Raw genomic sequence first — 23,748 nt, forward strand, 5'->3', positions numbered from 1 at the left:
TATACAAATGGAAACACAAAAATTTTCATATGATAATAAAATTACTAAAGCATTTGCCTATGCAACCATATTCTGGGGTATAGTCGGTTTCATTGTAGGACTTACTGTAGCCTCATTATTATTCATACCTACTCTACCCGAATTCTTTTTTGGTAGTGAAGGGGCCGAATTAGCAAGGTCTCATGGTTTTATGGGGTATGGAAGATTGAGAATGCTACATACAAGTGCCGTAATTTATGCATTCGTTGGTAACGGATTTTTTACAGGATTTTATTATGCAACCCAGCGACTATTGAAATGCCGAACTAATGATTTATTAAGCTGGATTCATTTTTGGGGGTGGCAATTAATTATCGTATCTGTAGCAATAACTTTTTTAATGGGAATAAATACTTCCAAGGAGTATGCAGAACATGAATGGCCTATAGATATTATGGTAGCCATCATTTGGATATTATTCGGGCTAAATATGTTTATAACCATTGCCAAAAGAAGAATAAGCCATATGTATGTGGCCATTTGGTTTTTTATAGCTACCTGGGGAGGTATTACCTTATTATGGGTATTTAATAACCTTGCTATTCCTTTAGATTCAAATATTTTATACGCAAAAAGCTATTCCATATATTCAGGAGTTCAAGATGCAATGGTACAATGGTGGTTCGGTCACAATGCTGTAGCATTTTTCTTAACTACACCTATTTTAGGGTTGATGTATTACTATTTACCAAAAGCAGCTAACAGACCAGTATTTTCATACAAATTGTCAATAATACACTTTTGGTCATTGATATTTGTTTATATGTGGGCTGGTCCACACCACCTATTATATACATCTTTACCTGCTTGGGCTCAAATGTTAGGAACTGCATTTTCCATTATGTTAATTGCTCCATCTTGGGGTGGTATGCTTAATGGATTATTAACCTTACGAGGAGCATGGGACAAAGTACGAGAAGATCCAATACTCAAGATGTTTGTAGTAGCTGTAACCTGTTATGGTATGGCAACTTTCGAAGGACCGTTATTAGCTACCAAAACATTAAATAAAATAGGCCACTTTACAGATTGGGTTATAGGTCACGTTCACTTAGGAGCTCTAGGATGGAACGGGTTTATAATTTTTGGAGCAATTTATTATATCATTCCAAGAATTTATAATACTAAGTTATATTCAGTAAGATTAGCAAATTGGCATTTTTGGTTAGGTACTATGGGAATAATCTTATATGTTATCCCTATGTACATGAGTGGATTTACTCAAGGACTTATGTGGAAACAGTTTAATCCAGATGGAACTCTAGTAACTAAAAACTTCTTAGAAACCGTTACTTCTTTAAGATATTTCTTTATTTTCAGATTTATCGGTGGAGTATTTTACTTATCAGGAGCTATATTATTAGTAATAAACATTATTGCAACAGTTAGAAAAGGAAAATTTGTAGCTAATGAAGAAGCAGAAGCTCCAGCATTAAATATTTCTCCAGCTAAAGGAGTCAATGAAAAAACTTTTTCTTGGTTGGAAAGAACCCCTCTTTTCTTCTCTATATTAGCTATCATTGCATTAGCTGTTGGAGGAGCAGTAGAAATATTGCCTACTATTTTTGTTAAATCTAATATACCTCAAATTACTAGCGTAAAACCTTATACTCCCTTAGAATTGGAAGGTAGAGATTTATATATTCGGGAAGGTTGTAATGCTTGCCATTCTCAAATGATTAGACCATTTAGAGATGAAGTGGTTAGATATGGAGAATATTCAAAGGCAGGAGAATATGTATATGACAGGCCATTCCTTTGGGGATCTAAAAGAACAGGGCCAGATTTACATAGAGAAGGAGGAAAAAACCCGGATTCATGGCATTTTACCCATCTATTCGATCCTAGAGAAACTTCTCCCGGTTCAATTATGCCTCGTTATCCTTGGTTAATATATAATAAACTGGATGTATCTAAAACCAAAGAAAAGCTTGAATTGATGAAAAATTGGTTTAATGTCCCATATGAGCAAAAAGATATAGACAATTATCAGGCAAATATGGAAGCACAAGCTAAAGAAATTGCTACCAGTATATTTACTGACAGACCAGACTATAAAGCCGGATTTGATACATCTGCTAAGGCTGAAGGCGCCAATTTTGTACCTTTAGAAAAAAGAGAAATTGTTGCAATAATAGCTTATTTACAAAGATTAGGTGTTGATATCAAAAAAACACAAACAGCTAATAATTAAAAAAATGCTAAAATTTTATAATAAGATAATCGCAGGAGTAGACAATGCAATAATTTATCAAAGCCTAGCCCTTCTGCTTTTTGTCCTATTCTTTCTTGGCGTAACCTTTATGGTAATGAATAAGCCAAAAGATTATTATACAAATATGAGCAATCTACCATTAGAAGAAAAAGATAAAAAGGAATAAATAATAAAATACAAAATGATCATATGAAACCTAGAACACCCTTTGTCATAAATGCTATACTAGCGGTATTTTTAATTACCGGAGCATTTTACATGTTCTTGCAAAATTTTGATTTCATCACAAATCCTATATTTTTGGCTACCATTGCCATTTCATTTGTGTTATTACTTATTAACAATTCTTTGAATGCACTTATAGATGCCGAAAAATTCAAACTGCTTACAGAAAATGAAAAAAAGGACTATTTAGAACTTGTAAAAACGCCTTATCTAACAAGAGTTTGGAGAGATGCATTTAAACAAAGTAAAGCAGAAGAGAGCGGCGAAATCAAGTTAATAGACCATGGATACGACAATATAAAAGAGTTAGATAATCGACTCCCCAGATGGTACATCGGCTTATTTGCTGTAACCATCACATACGGAGTGGTATATTTCTTCTCTTATTCATTTACAACCTTCGCACATCCGGATGTTGAATATGAAGAAGAATACAAAACTCAGTTAGCAGAAATTACTGAATATGAAAAAATTGCCCCTCAAGCTACCATAGAAACGGCACAATTTAATCCTGATGCTGTAGCCGATGGAAAGGTAATATATGATCAACTTTGTAAAACTTGTCATGGGGACGGCGCAAAAGGACTTTCAGGCCCCAACCAAACTGACGATTATTGGATTAACATTCAGGAAGAATATAATAATGCTAATGAAGATTCCGAGTTTAAAAATATATTCTATACCGTATGGAATGGAAGTAAAAACAATCCAACTATGAGAGCCTTTGGAGCAACTGGAGAAATAAAAGGTAATGATATTGTTAAAGTAGCAAGCTATCTATATCAATTAAATAAAAATTCACCAAAAGATGCTAAAGGTAAGTCTGTAGATAATACAGCTAAAGAGCCTCAAGGTACTTTAGCCCCTTGGTCTAAAGCATATAAAGGAGGCACAGCTCCAGCTACTGCACCGAATCCGAATGAAGCAGCTCCAACAGCTACTACACAAGCCTCATCAGATTCAGGAAAATAAAATAATAATCATATTAAGTCTGCTTAGTTTCTTAAGAAACTATCAGGCTTTTTATTTTTAAGATATAATTTTATCTATTTATTTTAGATTGTAATTTAATGAATAATAATTATATTTATACTAACCTAACTATTAAACACAATAAATAAAATAAAACACCATGTCTCAGGAAACGGATGATAGAAAAACTCCTGACCTTGAACAGCAAAAGGAAGATTTCAGAGAAAGCCTTGCTACTGCAGAAGTTTCAGGAGAAAGAAAATGGGTATACGCAAGAAAACCTCATGGAAAATTTACAAGATATAGAGATATAGTAAGTGCTCTTCTTCTTATTAGTTTATTTGTATTTCCGTTCATTAAAATTAATGGAAATCCTATCTTTCTTTTTGATATATTAAATAGACAATTTTATATTTTCGGTGCATATTTTTCACCATCAGATTTTTATCTTTTTGGGATAGGTCTAGTTACTACAACTGTCTTTATCATTGTTTTTACAGTCATTTACGGAAGAATATTTTGTGGCTGGATCTGTCCGCAGACCATTTTTATGGAACATGTTTTCAGAAAAATAGAATTTTTGATAGATGGAGATAGAAATATGCAAATACGTTTAGATAATCAAGTATGGAACGGTCAAAAAATAAAAAAAAGAATTTTAAAATGGTCCTTATTTCTAATCGCTTCCCTAACTATTTGTGCTATACTTTTTTCTTATGTATTAGGAACAGATGAGATAATAAAAATAGGTAAAGAAGGTATTTCTAAACACATAACTTTATTCATTGTATATATTATATTCACAACTCTATTTTATTTTGTATTTGCCTGGTTTAGGGAGCAAGCCTGCACTTTTGTATGCCCCTATGGTAGACTTCAAGGGGTATTAATAGATAAAGACACTATAAACATTGCTTACGACTTTGTAAGAGGTGAAGGTACTGCCGGAAGATCAAAGTTTAAAAAAAATGAAGATAGAAAAGCCTTAGGTAAAGGAGATTGTATAGATTGTAAACAATGTGTTGAAGTTTGTCCTACAGGTATCGACATAAGAAACGGTATGCAAATGGAATGTGTTAATTGCACTGCTTGTATCGATGCTTGTGATATGGTCATGACTAGAATGAAGATGCCTACAGGATTGATAAAATATGCTTCGGAAAATATGATTGAAAAAAGAACCGATTTCAAATTTACTCCGAGATTAATTGCTTATACTATCGCTCTTTTTGTATTTGTTTCTGTCTGTATTTCATTGCTCTTTTTCAGATCAAACGTTGAAACCAAATTTTTAAAAATTGTTGGTACTCAATTTACTATTGAAAAGCAGTTAATAGTCGATGAATATCAATTTATTTTTATTAATAAAACGACTGAAAAGAAAAAATTGCATGTCAAAATTGTAAAGCCAAATCACGCTATAATCACTTTAGTAGGTTACGGTACAGAATTTACGATACAACCCAAACAAACTCTTAAAGGTACCGCAACAATAAAAATCCCACAATCTGATCTAATTAAAACAAAAGAAGAGATTATTATTGGTATATTTGATGAAAATGGCAAAAAAATAGATGAATATAAGACCAACTTTATAGGCCCTTCTAAAATACGTTTTTAATTATGAAATTTAAATTTACCTGGGGGCATGGAGTAATAATTGCTCTTGCTTGCTTTATTATATTTATATGTACTCTAATATTCACAGTAGAATTTTCAAAAAATACTTTTGATTTGGTTACGGATAATTATTATGAAGAAGAAATAAATTATCAACAAGAAATTGATGCTACTAATAATGCCTCTTTATTAAAAGAAAAACCTAAAATTGAAATAATCCCTGATTCCGGCATCAAAATAACTTTCCCAAAAGAATTTAACTCAATCAATACGATTGGAAAATTTAAGCTTATTAGAGCCAATTCACAAGCTTTGGATATTAATAAAAAAGAGTTTGATTGGGTCCCGTCAAACACCTTATTTATACCAGCCAAAGTTTTGGTTAAGGGAAATTACACTTTAAAATTGTATTGGACAAAAGAAAAAACAAATTATCAAATGGAAATACCTATAAAATGGAATTAGATATAGTATATTTATATACGGCATTAAGTCTAGGATTATTAGGCGGATTTCACTGTATTGGAATGTGTGGTCCCATAGCATTTTCAATTGGTTTAGACGCTACTAATAAATTTAAATTCTATTCTCAAAACATCTTGTATCAACTTGGTAGAATAACTACATATTCATTATTAGGTGGAATTGTGGGAATTGTAGGAAAAAGTTTTAATATAGCCGGATATCAAAAATATATATCTATTTTTGCCGGAATTCTTTTAATTCTAATGGTTTTGTTGCCAGGAAAAACAACAGAAATTGGAGATAATTTTAAACCTATGAATAAATTTATGATAAAAATTAAAATATTCTTAGGTAGATTTCTCAAAAGAAAAGATAATACTTCTAGATATCTTACCGGAGTACTTAACGGATTTCTTCCTTGTGGAGCAGTATATGTTGCCCTAACTTCTTCTATTGCTTCTGGGGGAATTATTCAAGGTATGATGTTTATGTCTATGTTTGGGTTAGGAACATTTCCTTTTATGTTTATAACCACTTTAACAGGCAAATTTATAGGAGCTAAAATAAGATTTAAAATTTTGAAAATCTTTCCTTACTTTATCATACTCATAGGTATTTTATTTATTTTAAGAGGTTTAGGATTAGGCATACATCTAGTGTCTCCTTCTAATCAAGCATTAAAGTTAGAACAAACTGATCAAAAGAGAAGTTGTTGTCATTAATACAGATTCTTTTAAAAATAATCTTTCTTTTTTTAAAAACAAAAAAATAGTAACTTCGCACAATTATGGGAATGATTTCGAATATTGGTGCTTATTCTTTCTTAATGGCCAGGGTTTTCAAAAAGCCTCAAAAAAGAAATATTTTCAGAAAAAGCTTACTTAGAGAAATAAATGATTTAGGTGTTAATTCAGTAGGTTTGGTTGCTTTTACATCATTTTTTGTGGGTGCTGTTGTAGCAATTCAGATGTATAACAATTTTAAAACGTCCTCCTTTCCTATTCCTGATTATTATGTAGGTTATGCAACTAAAGTTGTATTGATATTAGAATTTTGTCCTACTATAATTAGTGTAGTTTTAGCAGGTAAAGTGGGATCTTTTATTGCTTCCAGTATAGGAACTATGCGAGTAACCGAGCAGATTGATGCATTAGAAATTATGGGTGTAAACAGCCCATCGTATTTAATTCTCCCTAAAGTAGTAGCCTCTTTGTTTTTTAATGTTATCTTAATCATGATTAGCCTTATCATGGGAATACTTGGTGGCTATTTTGCAGGAAGTTTTTCCGGAAGTTGGGCGCCTGTAGATTATGTTCAAGGACTGCAAATGGCTTCTCCTGATTTCTTTATTTACTACTGTTTTATTAAAACTATCGTATTTGCATTTATCATAGCAACTGTGCCTTCTTATTATGGATATATAGTAAAGGGAGGTTCTTTGGAAGTTGGACGTAACAGTACTTCAGCGGTTGTATGGACAACAGTTCTTATCATCATCACAAATTTAATGTTAACACAAGTTTTACTAGATTAAACAATGATTTCAGCAATAAATGTTACTAAATCATTTGATGGAGTAGAAGTACTTAAAGGCATTTCTGCTACTTTTAAAAAAGGGAAGACCAATTTGATCATAGGGCAAAGTGGTTCTGGGAAAACCGTCTTCCTTAAATGTCTGTTAGGCTTATTTGAACCTTCTTCTGGACAAATACTATATGAAAATACAGATGCATCGAAATTATCCGTATCATCAAGACAAAAATTAAGAAGTGAAATAGGAACTGTTTTTCAAGGAAGTGCGCTTTTTGACTCAATGACAGTGGAGCAGAATGTAAAGTTTCCTCTTGAAATGTTTGCGAATTTGTCCGAGAAGGATATGAGAGAACGCGTTGATCAAGTATTAGAACGCGTAAATCTGATTAATGCGCGCAAAAAATTTCCTTCAGAAATTTCAGGGGGAATGCAAAAAAGGGTAGCCATTGCTCGAGCTATTGTTAATAATCCAAAATATTTATTTTGTGATGAGCCTAATTCAGGGTTAGATCCTCAAACTTCTCAAATAATAGATACGCTTATTCATGAAATTACTCGTGAGTACGATACTACAACTATTATTAATACACATGACATGAATTCAGTTCTTGAAATAGGAGAAAATATAATATACTTAAAAAACGGAAAAAAAGAATGGGAAGGAGATAAAAATTCCATAGTTACTTCTGATAATCAGGCATTATTAGACTTTGTATTTTCTTCGAAAATATTTAAGATGGCGCGTGAAGCGATGTTATATCATTTAAAAAATAAAAAATAAGGTTAATAATATTAACCTTATTTTGATTTTTTATCTTCTTCTAATTTTTTAATATTTTCCAGATAATCTTTTATTTTTTGGTCGTTATCTCGAGGACAAACTAATAAAGCTTCTGAAGTATCCACTATAATAAAATCTGTTAAACCGTCAATAATATATATTTTGTTTGAAAGGTCTGTTTTTATTATAGTATTACTGGTATCGTAGGTATATATGTTATTTCCATGAACCGCATTACCTTCTTCATTTTTATTAAAATTCTCATATAATGCACTCCATGTGCCTAAATCACTCCAACCGAAAGTAGAAGGAATAACCCAGACATTGGTTGATTTTTCCAAAATTCCATAATCTATAGAAATTTTTTCAATTTTGGAATAAATCTTTTCAACTGCTTCCGCCTCATTATTTGTATTATAATAGGGAACAATGGATTTAAATATTTCGTACATCTCCGGAAGGTATTTTAGATAAGAATTTAATATACTTTGAGAAGACCAAATGAAAATCCCGGAATTCCACAAAAAATTTTTACTTTTTAAAAATTCTTTTGCTGTTTCGAGATTTGGTTTCTCTTTAAAAGATTTTACTTGGTATAATCCCTCTTTTCCTTCTTTCGCATATTCAATATATCCATATCCTGTATCAGGTCTTGTAGGAGATATTCCCAGTGTAACTAATATATCTTCATTACTCGCATGTTGTAATGCGGTTAAAACATTTTTAATAAATAAGTCCTCATCGATAATTAAGTGATCGGATGGAGCTACAATGATACTTGCATTTGGATTTAACTTATGTATTTTTTCTGCCATGTAGATATTGCAAGCCGCTGTATTCATCATTTTGGGTTCACCAATAATCTGATTTTTGGAAATATCCGGCAATTGACTTAAAGTTAGTCCTACATATTCTTTATTGGTAATGACAAAAATATTTTCTTTTAGGATAACTTTATTTAATCTCTCAAATGTTTGTTGTATTAATGTTTTACCTGTTCCTAAAATATCATGAAATTGCTTTGGAAATTTTGTAGTGCTTATAGGCCAAAATCGGCTCCCTATTCCTCCGGCCATAATTACACAATAATAGTTCTTATTCTTTGTCATAAAACATTTATTTCAGTAACTGGAGCATTCTCAGCTATCAAATATCTTTTACCTGTCTTTTTTTCAATGCAAATATAACGAGTTTTTGATTTTTTTGATTTATAAAAAAATTTATTATTAATCTCAAATAGTGCATTTAAACATAAATCTTTTAATAGTAACGCATTAGGGTTCTGCATTCTTATAAAATATTCCGATAATTTTTTATCAGCATAAAAACTTGCTTTAGGATTACGCTTGTATTCAAATAGTAGTTCCTTCAATTCTTCTTCGTAAACTTGAATACTTTCCGAAATCATTTCAGAAAAAATTTTTTTCCACTCTTTTCCATGAGGCATAATATTTTTAGAATAAATATCAAATGCTCTTAAGTGGGCAATTTCATGAGTTAAAGTTAAAAAACATAAAGACTTCGGCATTCCTGAATTAACAGTAATTATATGAGGCATTCCCTTGATTGGAATTCTGTAATCACCTAGTTTAGTAATTCTTGGTTTTTTTATCACCAAATGAAACCAATAGGGACTCAACCATTTTTGAATAAAGCTTATTGCTTGTATGGGTATATGAGGAATTAATTTTGAATAATCTACTTTTTTATCAGTTTTCACAATATTTATAAATATTTCTGCAATTTTTATTCAAAAGTAAGTCTTTTATATTAAATAAAAGAAATATATCGACTATTACCTTCTGCTAAAATAATTCAATACAAAATATTTTAAGACTTATAACTTTAAAAATATCTATCTTTGTAAATTAGATTAATTTCGAGTAAATGGAAACATGCAGTTCTTGTAGTTCTGGTGAACTACCTAAAGGATGTAAAAATAATGGAACTTGCGGAACTGGAAATTGTAACAGTAAACTTTCTGTATTCAATTGGTTATCCGATATACATCCTCCTACCAAAAAAAATCAACCCCAATATATTGAAGTCCGATTTAAAGATGATAGAAAAGATTTTTATATAAATGATTCAAACCTTGTCCTTTCCATTGGAGATATTGTTGCTGTAGAAGCCAATTCGGGACATGATGTAGGAGTTATTTCCTTAACAGGTGAATTAGTAAAGATTCAGATGAGGAAAAAAAAGGCAAAAATGGATGAGTTAGGTAAAGTTTATAGAAAAGCTACTCAAAAAGATATTGAAATTTGGCAAAACTTCAAAAATAAAGAACACAATGTCATGCTAGATGCGAGAAAGATTGCCAGAAGTTCGGGGTTGCAAATGAAAATCTGTGATGTAGAGTATCAAGGAGACGGGTCTAAAGTTACTTTATATTATACCGCTGAAGGAAGAGTCGACTTTCGACAGCTAATTAAAGATTATGCAATGGCCTTTCGATCAAAAATAGATATGCGACAAATCGGATATAGACAGGAAAGTGCTAAAGTAGGCGGAATAGGATCTTGTGGTAGAGAATTGTGTTGTTCAACCTGGTTAACAGATTTTAGGTCTGTTAATACAGCTGCTGCAAGATATCAGCAACTCTCCATTAATCCGCAAAAATTAGCAGGTCAATGCGGAAAATTAAAATGCTGTCTTAATTTTGAATTAGATACATATGTAGATGCACTAGCGGATTTTCCTTCCAGTCAAACTGTATTAGAAACAGAAAAAGGAAAAGCCTATTGCATAAAAGTCGATGTATTTAGAAATCAAATGTGGTTTACTTATACAGAAAACCCCATCTCTTGGCATCCGATAAATATTTATGAAGTAAAAAAATTAGTTGAACTCAATAAAAAAGGTATAACTGTAAAACCATTAGATGAATTATTGGAAAAAGAGGACCTTAAAGTAGATTTAATTGAAGAAAACAATTTACATAGATTTGAAAAAAAATCTAAATCAACGAATAAAAGAAAATCAAGAAATAAAAATCAGCAAAAAACAAATACCAAAAACACAACGGAAAAGCAAAAAACAAAATCAAAAACTAACAATACCAATTCTAATCAACAAAAGAAAAGAACCCCAAAAAAACCTAAATAATTTTTTAGTATTATTTTAATTAGTATTATTTTGAAATGAAAAAATTTCTTTTTATATCCTTTTTATTCCTCATTTTTTTTTCTAATTGTAGTCATAAAAATGAATACTCCCGAATGGAAAATATAAATGATTCTTGGAGTAAAAAAGATACGATAAATTTTAACTTTAAAATTAAAAATGCTCCCACTAAAAAAAATATAAATTTTGTAGTAAGGAACAATAAAGACTATTTATTTAGTAATCTTTATTTATTTATAAAATTAAAACAAGGAAAAAAAGTTATTTGCACTGATACACTCAATTATAAATTAGCAGACAAAACGGGAAAATGGCTGGGCTCAGGCATGGGATCCATTAAAGAAATTTATTTCCAATATAAAAAAAATTTCTTATTTTCAAAAAGCGAGGATTACACAATATCCGTGGTCCAAGGTATGAGAAAAGATACTTTAAAAGGAATTGTTGATTTTGGGGTAAATATTGAATAAAATTATGGCATCAACGAATAAAAATAAAACTAGAACTTTTGCTAAAAAAAAACAGCCTAACACCAATAAAAAATTTATTACAAAATTTTTATTCTGGTTTTGGGGATTATTTCTAGCTGGAATTTTAGCATTTACTTTACTTTTTATCTTGACTATTTATGGCTTTTTTGGAGAAATGCCCAATGTTAGAGATTTAGAAAATCCGGATATTTTTATAGCTTCTGAAATTATATCTGAAGATGGTGTTGTTATACAAAAATTTGAAAAGGAAAAAAGAATACCGGTTGAATATCAAGACTTACCTCCTTCTTTAATTTATGCTTTAATGACTAAAGAAGATGAACGTTTTCCTAATCATTCCGGGGTCGATAAAAAAGCTTTATTCAGAGCTGTTTTCTATAGAGGAAAAAGAGGTGGCGGGAGTACTATTACCCAACAGCTCGCCAAACTTCTCTTTACTTTAAAAGAAGATGAAGATGGTAATTTTACCTATAAAGGTGTTTCCCAAAATAAATTTCAACGGGCTTTTCAAAAAATAAAAGAAATTATCATTGCTGTTCAACTTGAAAAATTATATACCAAAGATGAAATTATAACTCTTTACCTAAATAAATTTGACTTTCTCTTTAGCGCTAATGGTATAGCTACAGCTTCAAAAGTTTATTTTAACAAAAATGTAAAGGATTTAGATTTATCTCAGAGTGCAACTTTAGTCGCTATGTTAGAAAATCCCGTAGTTAACAACCCTAAGATAAATCCTGAAAATGCTAAAAGAAGGAGAAATGTAGTTCTCGGATTAATGAAAGAACAAGGATATATTACCGAAGCTGAGTTTAACTCAATAAAAGATACTCCTATCGAACTTAATTACAAACCTGTAAAAGAAATAGGTGAAGGATATTCCGCTTATTTTAAGCATGCTCTAAAAAAAGAAGTAACCGCAGTGTTAAATGACTATGAAAATCAGACCGGAAAAAAATATAATCTTTATAAAGACGGCCTAAAAATATATGTAACCCTTGATTCAAGAATGCAAAAATATGCTGAAGAAGCGATTGAAAAACATTTAAAAAATCTTCAAAAAACATTTTTCAATGAACAAAAAGGAAGAACATATGCTCCTTTTTATACCTATCAGGGTGATCCTAAAATAGATTTCTTATATAACAAGCTCATGACAGACGCCATGAAAAGAACAGGAAGATATAAAAACCTGAAAAACAAAGGCTTATCCGATGAGCAAATTTTAACCGAATTTAAAAAACCAACTACATTACAAATATTCACATGGAAAGGTGATAAAGACACCTTAATGTCTCCATGGGATTCTATAAGATATCATAAGCATATTATTCAGGCAGGGCTCATGGCTATAGAGCCTCATTCAGGAAATATAAAAGTTTGGGTAGGCGGTATTAACTGGAAGCATTTCCAGTACGATCATGTTAAACAAGCAAGAAGGCAAGTTGGATCCACATTCAAACCTTTCGTATATGCCACAGCCATAAAAAACCTTAATTATACTCCGTGTACAGAAGTTTCAAATGCTACCTACACTAAAGGTAAATGGACTGTTTTAGGTAACGGAGCTTCCATGTCACTAAAATCAGCGCTTGCCTATTCCAAAAATGCAGTAACTGCTCGATTAATCGATGCTACAGGCTATGATGCCGTAATAAAAATGGCAAGAGATTTAGGGGTTGAAAGCCCTATTCCTAGAAATAATACCATAGCACTTGGTTCTGCAGATTTAACTATATACGAAATGGTAGGAGCCTATAGTACTTTTGCCAATTTTGGTAATTATACGAAACCGGAAATGATCTGGCGTATTGAAGATAACAATAGTAAAGTAATTAAAGAATATAAGCCTCAGGTAAGAGAAGTTATGAATGAAATATATTCATACACTATGATAGAATTAATGAAAGGAGTAATTGATCAAGGTACCGGTAGAAGAATTCGATCCATGGGTATTGATGCCGAAATAGCAGGCAAAACTGGAACCACTAATAAAAATGCTGATGGGTGGTTCATTGGGATAGCTCCAAAATTAGCTACAGGAATATGGGTTGGATGGGAAGATAGATATGCGCATTTCGCATCTACTTCTATAGGACAGGGTTCAAGTATGGCATTACCTATTTGGGGATACTTTATGCAAAAAATTTATGCGAATCCTAAATTAAGCATCACTCAAAAAGACAAGTTTGTAAGACCGGAAACTATGAAAGATAATTTCAGCTGTGATGATTTAGCATATTATGGGGCTTATGATGGAGATTTTCCAGAAAATGGAGGTTATCATAATAATCACGTGGAAATTAATGAATCAAATAAACAAGGGAGCATAAATCAAAACCTTAGAAAAAAAGATTCTATAAATTTTGATAGATAAATAAAAAATAAAGTATTATTTTTATGCTACTTTCAAATTAATAAATTTAATAAATATAAAAAGGTAATTTTTCTTTAATTAAAAGTATTTTATCTAATTAATAATGCCTATGAATAATTATTAGTAACAAGTTATTCAAATAGAGTGAATAATTACTACTAGCTAATTTCTGTCACATTATAATAACATAAAATTACGTAACTTGCAAATTATTTTAATAATTTAATGATTTCTCTTATAACATCCGCAGTATTACTTGGATTAATTTTAAGCCTTGTATTAATAGGTCCCGTATTTTTTTTATTAATTGAAACGAGTCTTACTAAAGGTATTAAACCTTCTATAGCCCTCGAAGCCGGAGTTATATCTGCAGATATATTATGTATATATGTATCGCATACAGGAAGTAGAGGATTATTAAAATTTATAGATACTCATCCATCTGTATACATGATTGCCGGATTTGTCATATTTATTTATGGACTTTATAATATCCTATCCAAAGGCAATTTACACATAAAGACCAATGCCAATATTGCAACTACCAATTATTTTAAAACCTATCTGAACGGATTTTTACTTAATCTTGTGAACATCGGAGTTATTGTTTTCTGGTTAACAACCGTTGTATTAATATCTGCACAATATCCTAAGATGTCTGATTTTTATCTATATATAATCATTTTATTACTCACAATGGTATCTATAGATTTACTCAAAATATTTCTAGCTTCTAAATTTAAACATCAACTTACTGATAGGTTAGCCTATAAAATTAAAAAAATTGTTGGTATATCTCTTATAATATTCGGTATTATTATCTTTGGTAAAAGTTTTATAAAAACTAAAACAGAAAATCCATTTGAATTAATTGAAAATAATAATTTTCGTAAGAAAAATTAACACTAAAGACTATTTTTTTTATTATTTATTTTTTCATGTAACCTTTTAGTTTTAGCCTTGTCTATACAGAAAATAAATTTATTAAATGATTACAAAGAAAAATACATTATCCCTATTGTGTTTACTATTATATACCTTTATATTTTCACAAAACATCGTCATCACAGGAACGGTCACTACTAATACAAATCAACCGGTTCCTTTTAGTAGCATTACGCTTACAAACTTAGAAGATACCTCTAAAGTATTTGGAGGCTTGGCTGATGAAAAAGGAAAATTTACTATTAAAATAACACCGGGGGAATATGAATTGGTAGTTGATCAAGCGGGATTTGATTCTTTCGTAGATCTAAAATCACTACTTCAATCAACTTCATTAGGAAATATAAAAATAGGACAAAGTTCTAAAGAGTTGGAAGAAATTGTTGTGGAAGGAAAAAAGCCTTTATATAGAGTCGATCTGGATAAAAAAGTTTATGATGTTTCTCAAGACATAACAGCAAAAACAGGAACACTTTCCGACGTAATGCAAAACGTTCCTTCGGTAAATGTTGATGTAGACGGAACAGTCAGCCTTAGAGGAAATGAAAATGTAAAAATCTTGGTAGATGGAAAACCATCAGCTATGCTTGGTATTAATGATACCGCTGAAGCATTAAAATCCATACCTGCAGATATGGTCGAAAAAATCGAGGTAGTAACTAATGCTTCCGCCAGATATGAGTCATCCGGAACGGCAGGAATTATTAATATAGTAACTAAAAAAAACAGGAAAAAAGGATTAACCGGCAGCGTTCAGATATCTGGAGGGACTCCCCAATCATACGGTACTTCTATTAATCTGGGATATGGTAAAAAGAATTGGAATTGGTTTACCAATATAGGTTTAAGATATGGTAAAAATAAAGGAAAAGAGAAAAAAAATTATATCGGATATGATTTAAACGAGGAAATGATTGAAAATTCATTTCAAGATTCTAGAAGATATCGCGAAAGAACCTCTATTAATGCCAGTACAGGATTTAACTTTACCTTTGATAAAAATAATTCATTATCCGCTTCTTTAGGTTATAATTACAACATAAGCAATTATAAAAGTATCACTCATTACAATACATTATTATATCCTTCATTAATACAAAATCTTACGGAAAGAAAAGAACGAGAAAATAGAAATAATTACGGGATAGATGGCAACCTAAATTTTACTCATAATTTTTCAAAAAAGGGTAATGTATTGACAGTCGACGGATATTATTCTTATAATCTTAAAGACTCCGATTCCGATATTTACGATCGTACTCCGGGAAAAAATAAGAATGATAACACGCAAACCAAATTAATGTTAAAATCGGATTATATACTTCCTTTTAAAGAAGGTTCGCAATTAGAAGCTGGTATGAGGGCAGATTATACTAAAATTAATTCGGATTTTTCTTTAAATGAATTTAAAAACAACTCTTGGGTATTAAATCCGGATCAAACGGATAATACAATCTATGAAGAAAATATTTTATCTTCTTATTTACAATACGGAAATAAATGGGGCGCTTTTTCATTTTTAGCAGGATTAAGAGAAGAAACTTCTATTATTAAAGTACAGTCTCATCAAGCAAACTCAACAATACATAAAAATTATACAGACTTATTCCCTACTCTTCATCTTAATTATGATTTAACAGAAAAAAGTCAGTTGCAAATCAGCTATAGCAGAAGAATACATCGTCCGGATAGCAGAATGCTAATACCTTATAAGAACATTTCAGATGACAGAAATACTCGTCAAGGGAATCCAGATTTAGATCCTTCTTATACCAATTCATTTGAATTAGGATATAACCTTCAACACAGCATTTGGGGTATAACTCCTTCTTTATATTATCAAAGAACTCAAGACCCTTTACAGTTTATAACTACTTCTGATCAATATGGAAATTTAAATACAATGCCTACCAACTTAGGACATGAAAATCGGTACGGAGGAGAAGTATCTTACTCCATAAATCCATACAAATGGTGGAAAATTTTTGGAGATGTAAATCTTTTTCAATACAAAAGTTATGGAAGTTATACGTATGAAAAAATAAATACCGTATCCGGAACTACAACATTAATCACAGAAAATTTAGATAAAAAAGGGTTTACTTGGAGAACTCGTATGAACATGACCTTTAAACTTCCAGAAAATTTTAATTTTCAGGTACAAGGAAATTATATGGCTCCTTCTAAAAATGGACAAAATAAAAATAAAGAAATGTACGGAATGGATTTAGGTCTCAGCAAAGATATTCTAAAGGGTAAAGGAACCTTACTTTTTAATATACAAGATGTTTTCGATTCTAAAAAAAGAAAAACTAAAACTTACGGGGATGATTTTTACAGGTATTCCGAAATGCAGTGGAGACCAAGACAGTTTACTTTATCCTTTACTTATAGATTTAATAAAGATAAAAGAGCCGATAAAAAGAATCATTCTCAAAACAATAATTCTGATTCTGAATTTATGGATTTATAATTTTTTAATTATAACCTTACATTAGCATTGTCATAAAATCAAATTAAAAAAGTATTATTTCATTTTTTCCAATTTATGAAATACTTGAATATTATTAGCTCTTGTATGTAATGATCAAAAAATCATAAGGGAAAAAGATGAGAAACTGCTATTATATTTTATAGCCTGTTATTTATGGGAAGATAAAGAATATTTATCTTCCATTTTTAAATTAAAATGAATATAGAAAAAATATTTCAAGTTATTTATTTGACTATATTTCAGCAATCTGATAAATATATTTAATGACGGATGTATTAAAATTAATCTTTAACTTGCGTTAAATTAATTTTATTTAATGAAAAGAATATTTTTTATTTGCTTATTAGTATCAGGATTGATATCGAAATCACAAATAAATCCGTATTATCAACAAAAAGCTGACTATAAAATGAACATCGATGTTGATACCAAAGACTTTAAGTATAAAGGTAATCAACAAATAATCTATTATAATAATTCGCCTGATACACTTTCCGTTTTTTATTTTCATGTATACTGGAATGCTTTCCAGCCCAATTCTATGATGGATCAAAAATTGAAAGAGTTAAATAAATCTGCAGATAGGCGAATGGTCACTTCAGAAGGAATTTCAATTATTTCAATGCTAAAACCTAATGAGATAGGTTATCAAGAAATTAAATCTTTAAAACAAAATGGTATTCCTGTCAGTTTTGTTGTAGAAGAAACTATAGTAAAAGTAAAATTAGCTCAGCCTATTTTACCTCATTCAACGACTCAATTTGAAATGGAATGGTCTACTCAAATCCCAAAAACCATTAGAAGAGCAGGAAGAAATAATAAAGAAGGGATAGATTTAACTATGACGCAATGGTATCCTAAAGTAGTTGAATACGACTATGAAGGATGGCATACATTTGATTATATAGCGAGAGAATTTCATGGAGTATTTGGTACTTACGATGTAAAAATAAATATAGATAAAAATTATATTGTCGGAGCAGGTGGAGTTCTTCAGAATCCTAAAGAAGTTAAAGGATATGACTTGAGTGCAAAGTCGAAAATAAAAAACAATAAAATTCAATGGCATTTCAAAGCCGAAAATATTCACGATTTTGCTTGGGCTGCAGACCCTGATTACTCAGTAGATACCGTATCTATACCTGAGGGACCTTTAGTTTATTTAGTATATCAAAAATCTGAGAAAACTAAATTTTGGAATGACACTAAACCTGTCATCAAAAAATATTTCCAATTGATGAAAGAGAATTTCGGACCCTACCCCTATCCTACGTACTCTTTTATACAAGGTGGAGACGGAGGTATGGAATATGGAATGTGTAGCATGATTATGGGAAATGCCAAATCTTTAGAAGGACTTGCAAGACTCATGTTTCATGAAGCCTCACATTCCTGGTTTCAACATATACTTGCTACTAATGAAAGCATGAGGGCTTGGATGGATGAAGGTTTCACTTCTTATGCTGAAGATTTGATGATGGCTAAAATATTTCCTGAAAGTGTTAAAGATTTTCCTAATCCGTATTTTAAAAGTTTAGAATTATACACTGATTTTACCAAGTCCAAACAAGAAGAAGTGATGGGCATATTTTCCGATCATTTCACATCCAATAATGGTTATAGTATTTCAGCTTATATCAAAGGAGAATTATTTTTAGTTCAGTTGGAATATATCGTTGGACAGCAAACCCTTTCCAAAATCATGAAAAATTATTTTGAAACATGGAAATTCAAACATCCTACTGACAGAGATTTTATACATATTGCTCAGAAAATATCCGGTATGGATTTAAAATGGTATTGGAATTATATGACTTATACTACCCGAACCATCGATTATGCTATTAAAAATGTCTCAAAAGATGGAAAAAAAACTAAAATAGAGCTTGAAAACCTTGGAAATTTTCCTATGCCTATCGATGTTTATGTAACATATTCAAATGGAACCAAACAAATATATAACATTCCTTTACATATGATGCATAACTATAAAAATCAAGAGAATACCATAGATCAAATAAATCTTCCTTATTGGAAATGGACCCAAAAAGAATATGAATTTAGCCTTCCTGTATCTCCTGAAATAATTAAATCTATTGAAATAGATGCAACATATCGTATGGGAGACGTAAACAGAGACAACAACATTTATACAAAATAAAATAAGTATGCTTTTAGTAGTGAACATCGGTAATAGTAATATACGCTTTGGTATATTTAAAGAAGAGGAATGTATTAATTCCTGGGTAATGAACACAAAGCCTTATAAAAGTGAAGATGAGCTATTTTCTCAATTTAAAATGACTTATCAAAATTATGGAATTAATCCTAATGATATAACTAAAATTGCAGTAGGTTCTGTCGTTCCTCATTTAACCTATCCAGTAAGAAAATCATTAACTCGATTGCATAATATTAAAACGGTACAAGTAACCAGAAATACTCCTACTGAATTAACTTCGAGTACTTCGCAAATGGGAACTGATTTATATGCCAATGCCTACTATGCCCATAAAAAATATAAAGGAACTAAAATTATAGTTGATTTTGGTACGGCATTAACTTTAACCTGTGTTGACAAAAATGCAGATATCAAAGGTGTTATTATAGCCGCAGGCGTCATTACTTCTTTAAATTCATTAATTGGAGCAACTGCACAGCTTTCAGATATTGAAATGCGTACTCCTAAGCATGTTCTTGGAAAAACTACGGAAGAGTGTATGCAAAGTGGAATGGTTTTCGGCTTTCTTAGTATGGTAGAAGGACTTATTGATCGAATCAATAAAGAATTAGGAGAAGATACTTTTGTTATAGCAACCGGTGGGCTTGGTCATCTTTTTGCTCCATTAACAACAAAAATTCATATTTACGATCGTTTTCATACGATAAAAGGTTTAAGAGAATTATATTTAAAACAGACATTAGAAAACGAAAATAAGGGATAATTTTTTATTATTCTCCTATTTTTAAATATTTAAAAAACATTAATGTATAATTTACCCCATAAGTAAGCCTATATTATTTTTTAATTTTAACATATTTTATACATAGAATTTACCTACCGTATTTTGGTAATATTAAAATCGAAATTAGGTGAAGATTATTATTAATTTATCCTTACAATATCATTAATTTTTACTCCTATGTTATTAGGTAAAACTGACGAACCTGTATCTACGCCAAAATAAATTTTATACCCTGCATTTATTGAATTAATATCGGACAAAGTAGGAAAAGCAACTTGAAATTTAACATTACTTCCAACATTTGTTCCTGCCGGAACAATGATGGCATCCGAATAAATGGTTTCATTGGTAGAATTAGAAATAATGGAAACGTTAAAAAAACCGGTAGTGGTTGGTTTCGTATTTAAAATTGCATATTCAAAATTAATTCGGAAAAAATTAGCTTGATCTGACATTTTATTTTCTAAAAGTAAAGTTCCTGAATCTCCATTTTTAGGAGAAAGTATATCTGATGGAGAGCTTGATTGAGAGGTCCAGATACCACTTACATACTTGGGATCAATACTTACAGAAGAATTTTGTAATAATAAGCCATACGATTGATATCCCGAGAGAGGAACATAAGCCGATTGATTAACAGCTATTTTTACTCCTGCAAGATTTCTTCCTTCGGTTGGTGAAATGCTATTCGTATTATTGGTTGCATATAAGCGTTGCCACTCTTGACCGTTATACATATAAACACCTGCTTCTCTATTGTAAATCTTATTGTTAATTGTTTCTGAAAATCCATCAGGTTCATAGATGATTAAACCAGTTGCCGGATTTTCAATAGTGGTTGTATCGGTAATCGAGGTAATATGAACCCGAGGAGGTAAAAAGCCTTTATTATTTGCTTTTATTTCTAAAATTGAGGAACTATCCGGGTTTTCTGTCCCGATACCTACTTGTCCGAAAAAGAGTATTGCATAAAATACGCAGAGTAAAATAGATAAAATTTTCTTCATACCCTTAAATTTAAACTGTTAAATGGATAAAATTTTAGAACCTGAATATTTCTAAGACAGATAAATTAATGATAGAAGGTAGTTATATAATCACAAATAGTATGCCTTATATAGCTATAAATTAATTATTTACAACGTTTTAGCAAATAATCTTATTTTTATACATTTATGTATGCATATACCTAAAAATATATGTTCCTTTCAGGAAAAAATAACTGAAAAATGACTGAATTTTGGATAATTAATATTTTAAGCTTATTATTCTCTAAACTCAACTATAGCTCTAATAAAAGCTTCAGCGTTTTCTAGAGGCACATTGGGTAATATACCATGTCCTAAATTTGCAATATAACGTTGAACTCCAAAATCACGAATCATTTGTTGAGCTTCAGAATATATATTTTTTGGAGTTGACAATAATTTAGCCGGATCAAAATTCCCTTGCAAAGTAATAGCTTCTCCTGAAAATTCCCTTGCTTTTTGTGGAGTTATCGTCCAATCTACTCCCAGTGCCGAAGCTTTTGATTGAGACATGGTTGGTAAGGCATACCAACATCCTTTACCAAAAACTATCACTGGAACTTTAGTTGCTAAAACCTCTACTATTTGATCTATATATCTCCATGAAAACTCTTCATAATCTTTCGGAGAAAGTAAACCTCCCCAGCTATCAAAAATTTGTATAGCGTCTACCCCACTTTCTACTTTTTTAAGCAAATATTGAATGGTATAATCAGTAATTTTTTGTAATAATAAATGGGCCCATTCTGGATTTTTAAAGCAAAATGATTTAGCTTTATCAAAAGTTTTGGACCCTTTTCCTTCTACAGCATAGCATAAAATCGTCCAAGGACTACCGGAAAATCCTATCAAAGGAATTTCATTATGTAAAAGCTCTTTTGTAATTGAAATAGCTTCCAAAACATATCCTAAACTTTCCTCTATCGGAGGATTTTGTAGTCTTTCAACATCTTGCTTAGAGGCTATCGGATTTTGCAAATAAGGCCCTACGGATTCCTTCATCTCAAAATTCAGTCCCATTGCTTGTGGAACAACTAAAATATCTGAAAATAAAATAGCAGAATCTATAGGAAATCTTTTTACAGGCATCATAGTAATTTCCGCAGCCAATTCCGGCGTTTTACAACGGGTAAAAAAATCATACTTATCACGCAGTGCTCTAAATTCAGGCAAAAATCTTCCTGCTTGACGCATCATCCATACCGGAGGGCGTTTAACATTCTTACCTTTTAAAGCATCTAGAAATAAAGTATTTTTAATCATTTAGGGTCTTTTTTATTAGTTCAAGTAAAGATTCTTTAGTGGTTTCTTCAGGGTAATATATATCATAATTTCCCAACGTACTGACTGTCGCAGCTGTTGTTTTACCGCTTGTAAAGATAATGGTTTCCTGTGGAATCTTATTCATAGAACTAAAAGATCTAACGGCTGAAGGACTTGTAAAAACTATTGCATCATACGTTTTATCAATCTTATGTGGAGTAAGAATTGTTTTATAACTCTCAATTCCAACCACTTCCACTCCATGTTCTCTTAACGTATCCGGTAAAATAGTGAGTGATAGATTTCCTTTAAAAAAAACATATTTTTTTATATCAGTCTCAAGCATTCTTTCTAACAAATCTTCTGCATAATTAGTTATAAATGCGATATCCCTGTTTTGTCCGTACAACTCTTTGGCTGTGCTTTTTCCCACTACAAAGAACTCTCCTTCTAATTCAATATCTTTAATGGCTTTTGCAGAATTTTTACTAGTTACAATATATGATTGCACATCCGGAGGTATATATTTAATGATATCGTAATAAGGATATATTTCTGTATATATAAAAGGAATATAATCAATTTCATATTCCTGCTCATAATCGTCAGGAATTGAGAAAGAAGAAGTAAATAATATTCTTTTCATATCATTTTGATTTATACAAATATACTGTTTATTGCATGCACATAAAAAATCAATATTTAAAAAATTTATTGATTTTAAATTTTATTGTATGATTTTTATATTTTTTATTCTTTTCATTAATTTTTTTAAGATAATATTCTCATAATTGTTAATTTATTGACAGGATTAAATTTATTTTTCCAACTGTTGGTAAAATTTAAAATTCCTACGTAAGAAAATTCTTAAAAAATATTACTACTATGAATAATAACTTTTTTATACAGTCATAAAAACTCCTACTTTTTTCAAGTTTATTCTTAAAAAAAATACTTACAGGAATAATTAATTTAGCAGTTAAAAATCTACATTTATTAAATAATTTAGGCAATTTTATAGCTGAAAACTTCTTGCTTTTGCATATGATTTTTTGAAAAGATTTAAGATCTATAATAGTTTTTGATATTCATAAAATTGTAGCTTACATTCTTTTCCAATGGACAACTCTTCTTCACTTATAAACCAAAATCTATTAAATTTTGAAACGCATTCTACTAGATAATGAGATCCTTGAAAATAACTTCTT

Annotated in this window: 19 protein-coding genes; 14 read left to right on the plus strand and 5 right to left on the minus strand. The window is 30.5% G+C overall.

Translation table 11 applies throughout. From position 1 onward, the window contains the following. Nucleotides 1–7: 7 nt before the first annotated feature. The 7 genes from ccoN to M3Z80_RS00630 all read left to right on the plus strand — a co-directional run bounded on the left by ccoN (nucleotide 8) and on the right by M3Z80_RS00630 (nucleotide 7,850). The gene (gene ccoN, locus M3Z80_RS00600) at nucleotides 8–2,233 is read left to right on the plus strand and encodes a cytochrome-c oxidase, cbb3-type subunit I (protein WP_293916516.1); all 2,226 of its coding nucleotides are present in this window, start codon (nucleotides 8–10) and stop codon (nucleotides 2,231–2,233) included. Between the two features lie 210 nt (nucleotides 2,234–2,443). Next, nucleotides 2,444–3,451 carry a cbb3-type cytochrome c oxidase N-terminal domain-containing protein gene (locus tag M3Z80_RS00605; RefSeq protein ID WP_293916518.1) on the plus strand — a complete coding sequence of 336 codons (1,008 nt, stop codon included), beginning with the start codon at nucleotides 2,444–2,446 and terminating at the stop codon, nucleotides 3,449–3,451. 160 nt (nucleotides 3,452–3,611) lie between these two features. After that, nucleotides 3,612–5,072, plus strand: coding sequence for a cytochrome c oxidase accessory protein CcoG (gene ccoG, locus M3Z80_RS00610; protein ID WP_293916520.1), 1,461 nt, complete (start codon nucleotides 3,612–3,614; stop codon nucleotides 5,070–5,072). Between the two features lie 2 nt (nucleotides 5,073–5,074). Continuing rightward, complete coding sequence (locus tag M3Z80_RS00615; RefSeq protein ID WP_293916522.1) at nucleotides 5,075–5,536, plus strand: FixH family protein; 462 nt, start codon at nucleotides 5,075–5,077, stop codon at nucleotides 5,534–5,536. Continuing rightward, nucleotides 5,527–6,258, plus strand: a complete 732-nt coding sequence (locus M3Z80_RS00620; protein ID WP_293916524.1) for a sulfite exporter TauE/SafE family protein — start codon at nucleotides 5,527–5,529, stop codon at nucleotides 6,256–6,258. The genes M3Z80_RS00615 and M3Z80_RS00620 overlap by 10 nt, the downstream gene beginning before the upstream one ends. A gap of 65 nt (nucleotides 6,259–6,323) precedes the next feature. Further along, the gene (locus M3Z80_RS00625) at nucleotides 6,324–7,070 is read left to right on the plus strand and encodes an MlaE family ABC transporter permease (RefSeq protein WP_459251430.1); all 747 of its coding nucleotides are present in this window, start codon (nucleotides 6,324–6,326) and stop codon (nucleotides 7,068–7,070) included. 3 nt (nucleotides 7,071–7,073) lie between these two features. After that, nucleotides 7,074–7,850, plus strand: coding sequence for an ABC transporter ATP-binding protein (locus M3Z80_RS00630; protein ID WP_293916528.1), 777 nt, complete (start codon nucleotides 7,074–7,076; stop codon nucleotides 7,848–7,850). Between the two features lie 17 nt (nucleotides 7,851–7,867). On the opposite strand, the gene M3Z80_RS00635 is transcribed toward M3Z80_RS00630, so the two are convergent. After that, nucleotides 7,868–8,959, minus strand: coding sequence for a mannose-1-phosphate guanylyltransferase (locus M3Z80_RS00635; RefSeq protein WP_293916530.1), 1,092 nt, complete (start codon nucleotides 8,957–8,959; stop codon nucleotides 7,868–7,870). Then, a complete protein-coding gene (locus M3Z80_RS00640) occupies nucleotides 8,956–9,570 on the minus strand; it encodes a SprT-like domain-containing protein (RefSeq protein ID WP_293916532.1) in 615 nt (204 codons plus the stop codon). The genes M3Z80_RS00635 and M3Z80_RS00640 overlap by 4 nt, the downstream gene beginning before the upstream one ends. Nucleotides 9,571–9,737: 167 nt before the next feature. Between M3Z80_RS00640 and M3Z80_RS00645 the strand changes: the two genes are divergently transcribed. The 7 genes from M3Z80_RS00645 (at nucleotide 9,738) to M3Z80_RS00675 (ending at nucleotide 20,228) form a co-directional block, all read left to right on the plus strand. Next, nucleotides 9,738–10,958, plus strand: a complete 1,221-nt coding sequence (locus M3Z80_RS00645; RefSeq protein ID WP_293916534.1) for a PSP1 domain-containing protein — start codon at nucleotides 9,738–9,740, stop codon at nucleotides 10,956–10,958. Between the two features lie 35 nt (nucleotides 10,959–10,993). Further along, the gene (locus M3Z80_RS00650; RefSeq protein ID WP_293916536.1) at nucleotides 10,994–11,446 is read left to right on the plus strand and encodes a gliding motility lipoprotein GldH; all 453 of its coding nucleotides are present in this window, start codon (nucleotides 10,994–10,996) and stop codon (nucleotides 11,444–11,446) included. 4 nt (nucleotides 11,447–11,450) lie between these two features. Further along, the gene (locus tag M3Z80_RS00655) at nucleotides 11,451–13,844 is read left to right on the plus strand and encodes a transglycosylase domain-containing protein (protein WP_293916538.1); all 2,394 of its coding nucleotides are present in this window, start codon (nucleotides 11,451–11,453) and stop codon (nucleotides 13,842–13,844) included. Between the two features lie 225 nt (nucleotides 13,845–14,069). Then, on the plus strand, nucleotides 14,070–14,747 hold the full coding sequence (locus M3Z80_RS00660) for a LysE family translocator (protein WP_293916540.1): 678 nt from the start codon (nucleotides 14,070–14,072) through the stop codon (nucleotides 14,745–14,747). 85 nt (nucleotides 14,748–14,832) lie between these two features. Next, a complete protein-coding gene (locus tag M3Z80_RS00665) occupies nucleotides 14,833–17,262 on the plus strand; it encodes a TonB-dependent receptor domain-containing protein (protein ID WP_293916542.1) in 2,430 nt (809 codons plus the stop codon). Between the two features lie 337 nt (nucleotides 17,263–17,599). Beyond that, entirely contained in the window at nucleotides 17,600–19,444 is a 1,845-nt protein-coding gene (locus M3Z80_RS00670) for a M1 family metallopeptidase (RefSeq protein WP_293916544.1), read from the plus strand. A 7-nt stretch (nucleotides 19,445–19,451) separates the two neighbouring features. Then, nucleotides 19,452–20,228: a type III pantothenate kinase gene (locus M3Z80_RS00675; protein ID WP_293916546.1), complete on the plus strand. Its 777-nt coding sequence runs from the start codon at nucleotides 19,452–19,454 to the stop codon at nucleotides 20,226–20,228. Between the two features lie 161 nt (nucleotides 20,229–20,389). Here M3Z80_RS00675 and M3Z80_RS00680 read toward each other — a convergent pair whose 3' ends face one another. From M3Z80_RS00680 to M3Z80_RS00690, 3 genes are all read right to left on the minus strand, one after another. Then, nucleotides 20,390–21,256, minus strand: coding sequence for a hypothetical protein (locus M3Z80_RS00680; RefSeq protein ID WP_293916548.1), 867 nt, complete (start codon nucleotides 21,254–21,256; stop codon nucleotides 20,390–20,392). A gap of 258 nt (nucleotides 21,257–21,514) precedes the next feature. Further along, nucleotides 21,515–22,540, minus strand: coding sequence for a uroporphyrinogen decarboxylase (gene hemE / locus M3Z80_RS00685; protein ID WP_293916550.1), 1,026 nt, complete (start codon nucleotides 22,538–22,540; stop codon nucleotides 21,515–21,517). Next, a complete protein-coding gene (locus M3Z80_RS00690) occupies nucleotides 22,533–23,186 on the minus strand; it encodes a uroporphyrinogen-III synthase (protein WP_293916552.1) in 654 nt (217 codons plus the stop codon). The genes hemE and M3Z80_RS00690 overlap by 8 nt, the downstream gene beginning before the upstream one ends. Between the last annotated feature and the right edge of the window lie 562 nt (nucleotides 23,187–23,748).

Origin of the sequence: Apibacter sp. (assembly GCF_025291155.1) — a bacterium.
In the GTDB taxonomy this organism is placed as follows: Bacteria; Bacteroidota; Bacteroidia; order Flavobacteriales; family Weeksellaceae; genus Apibacter.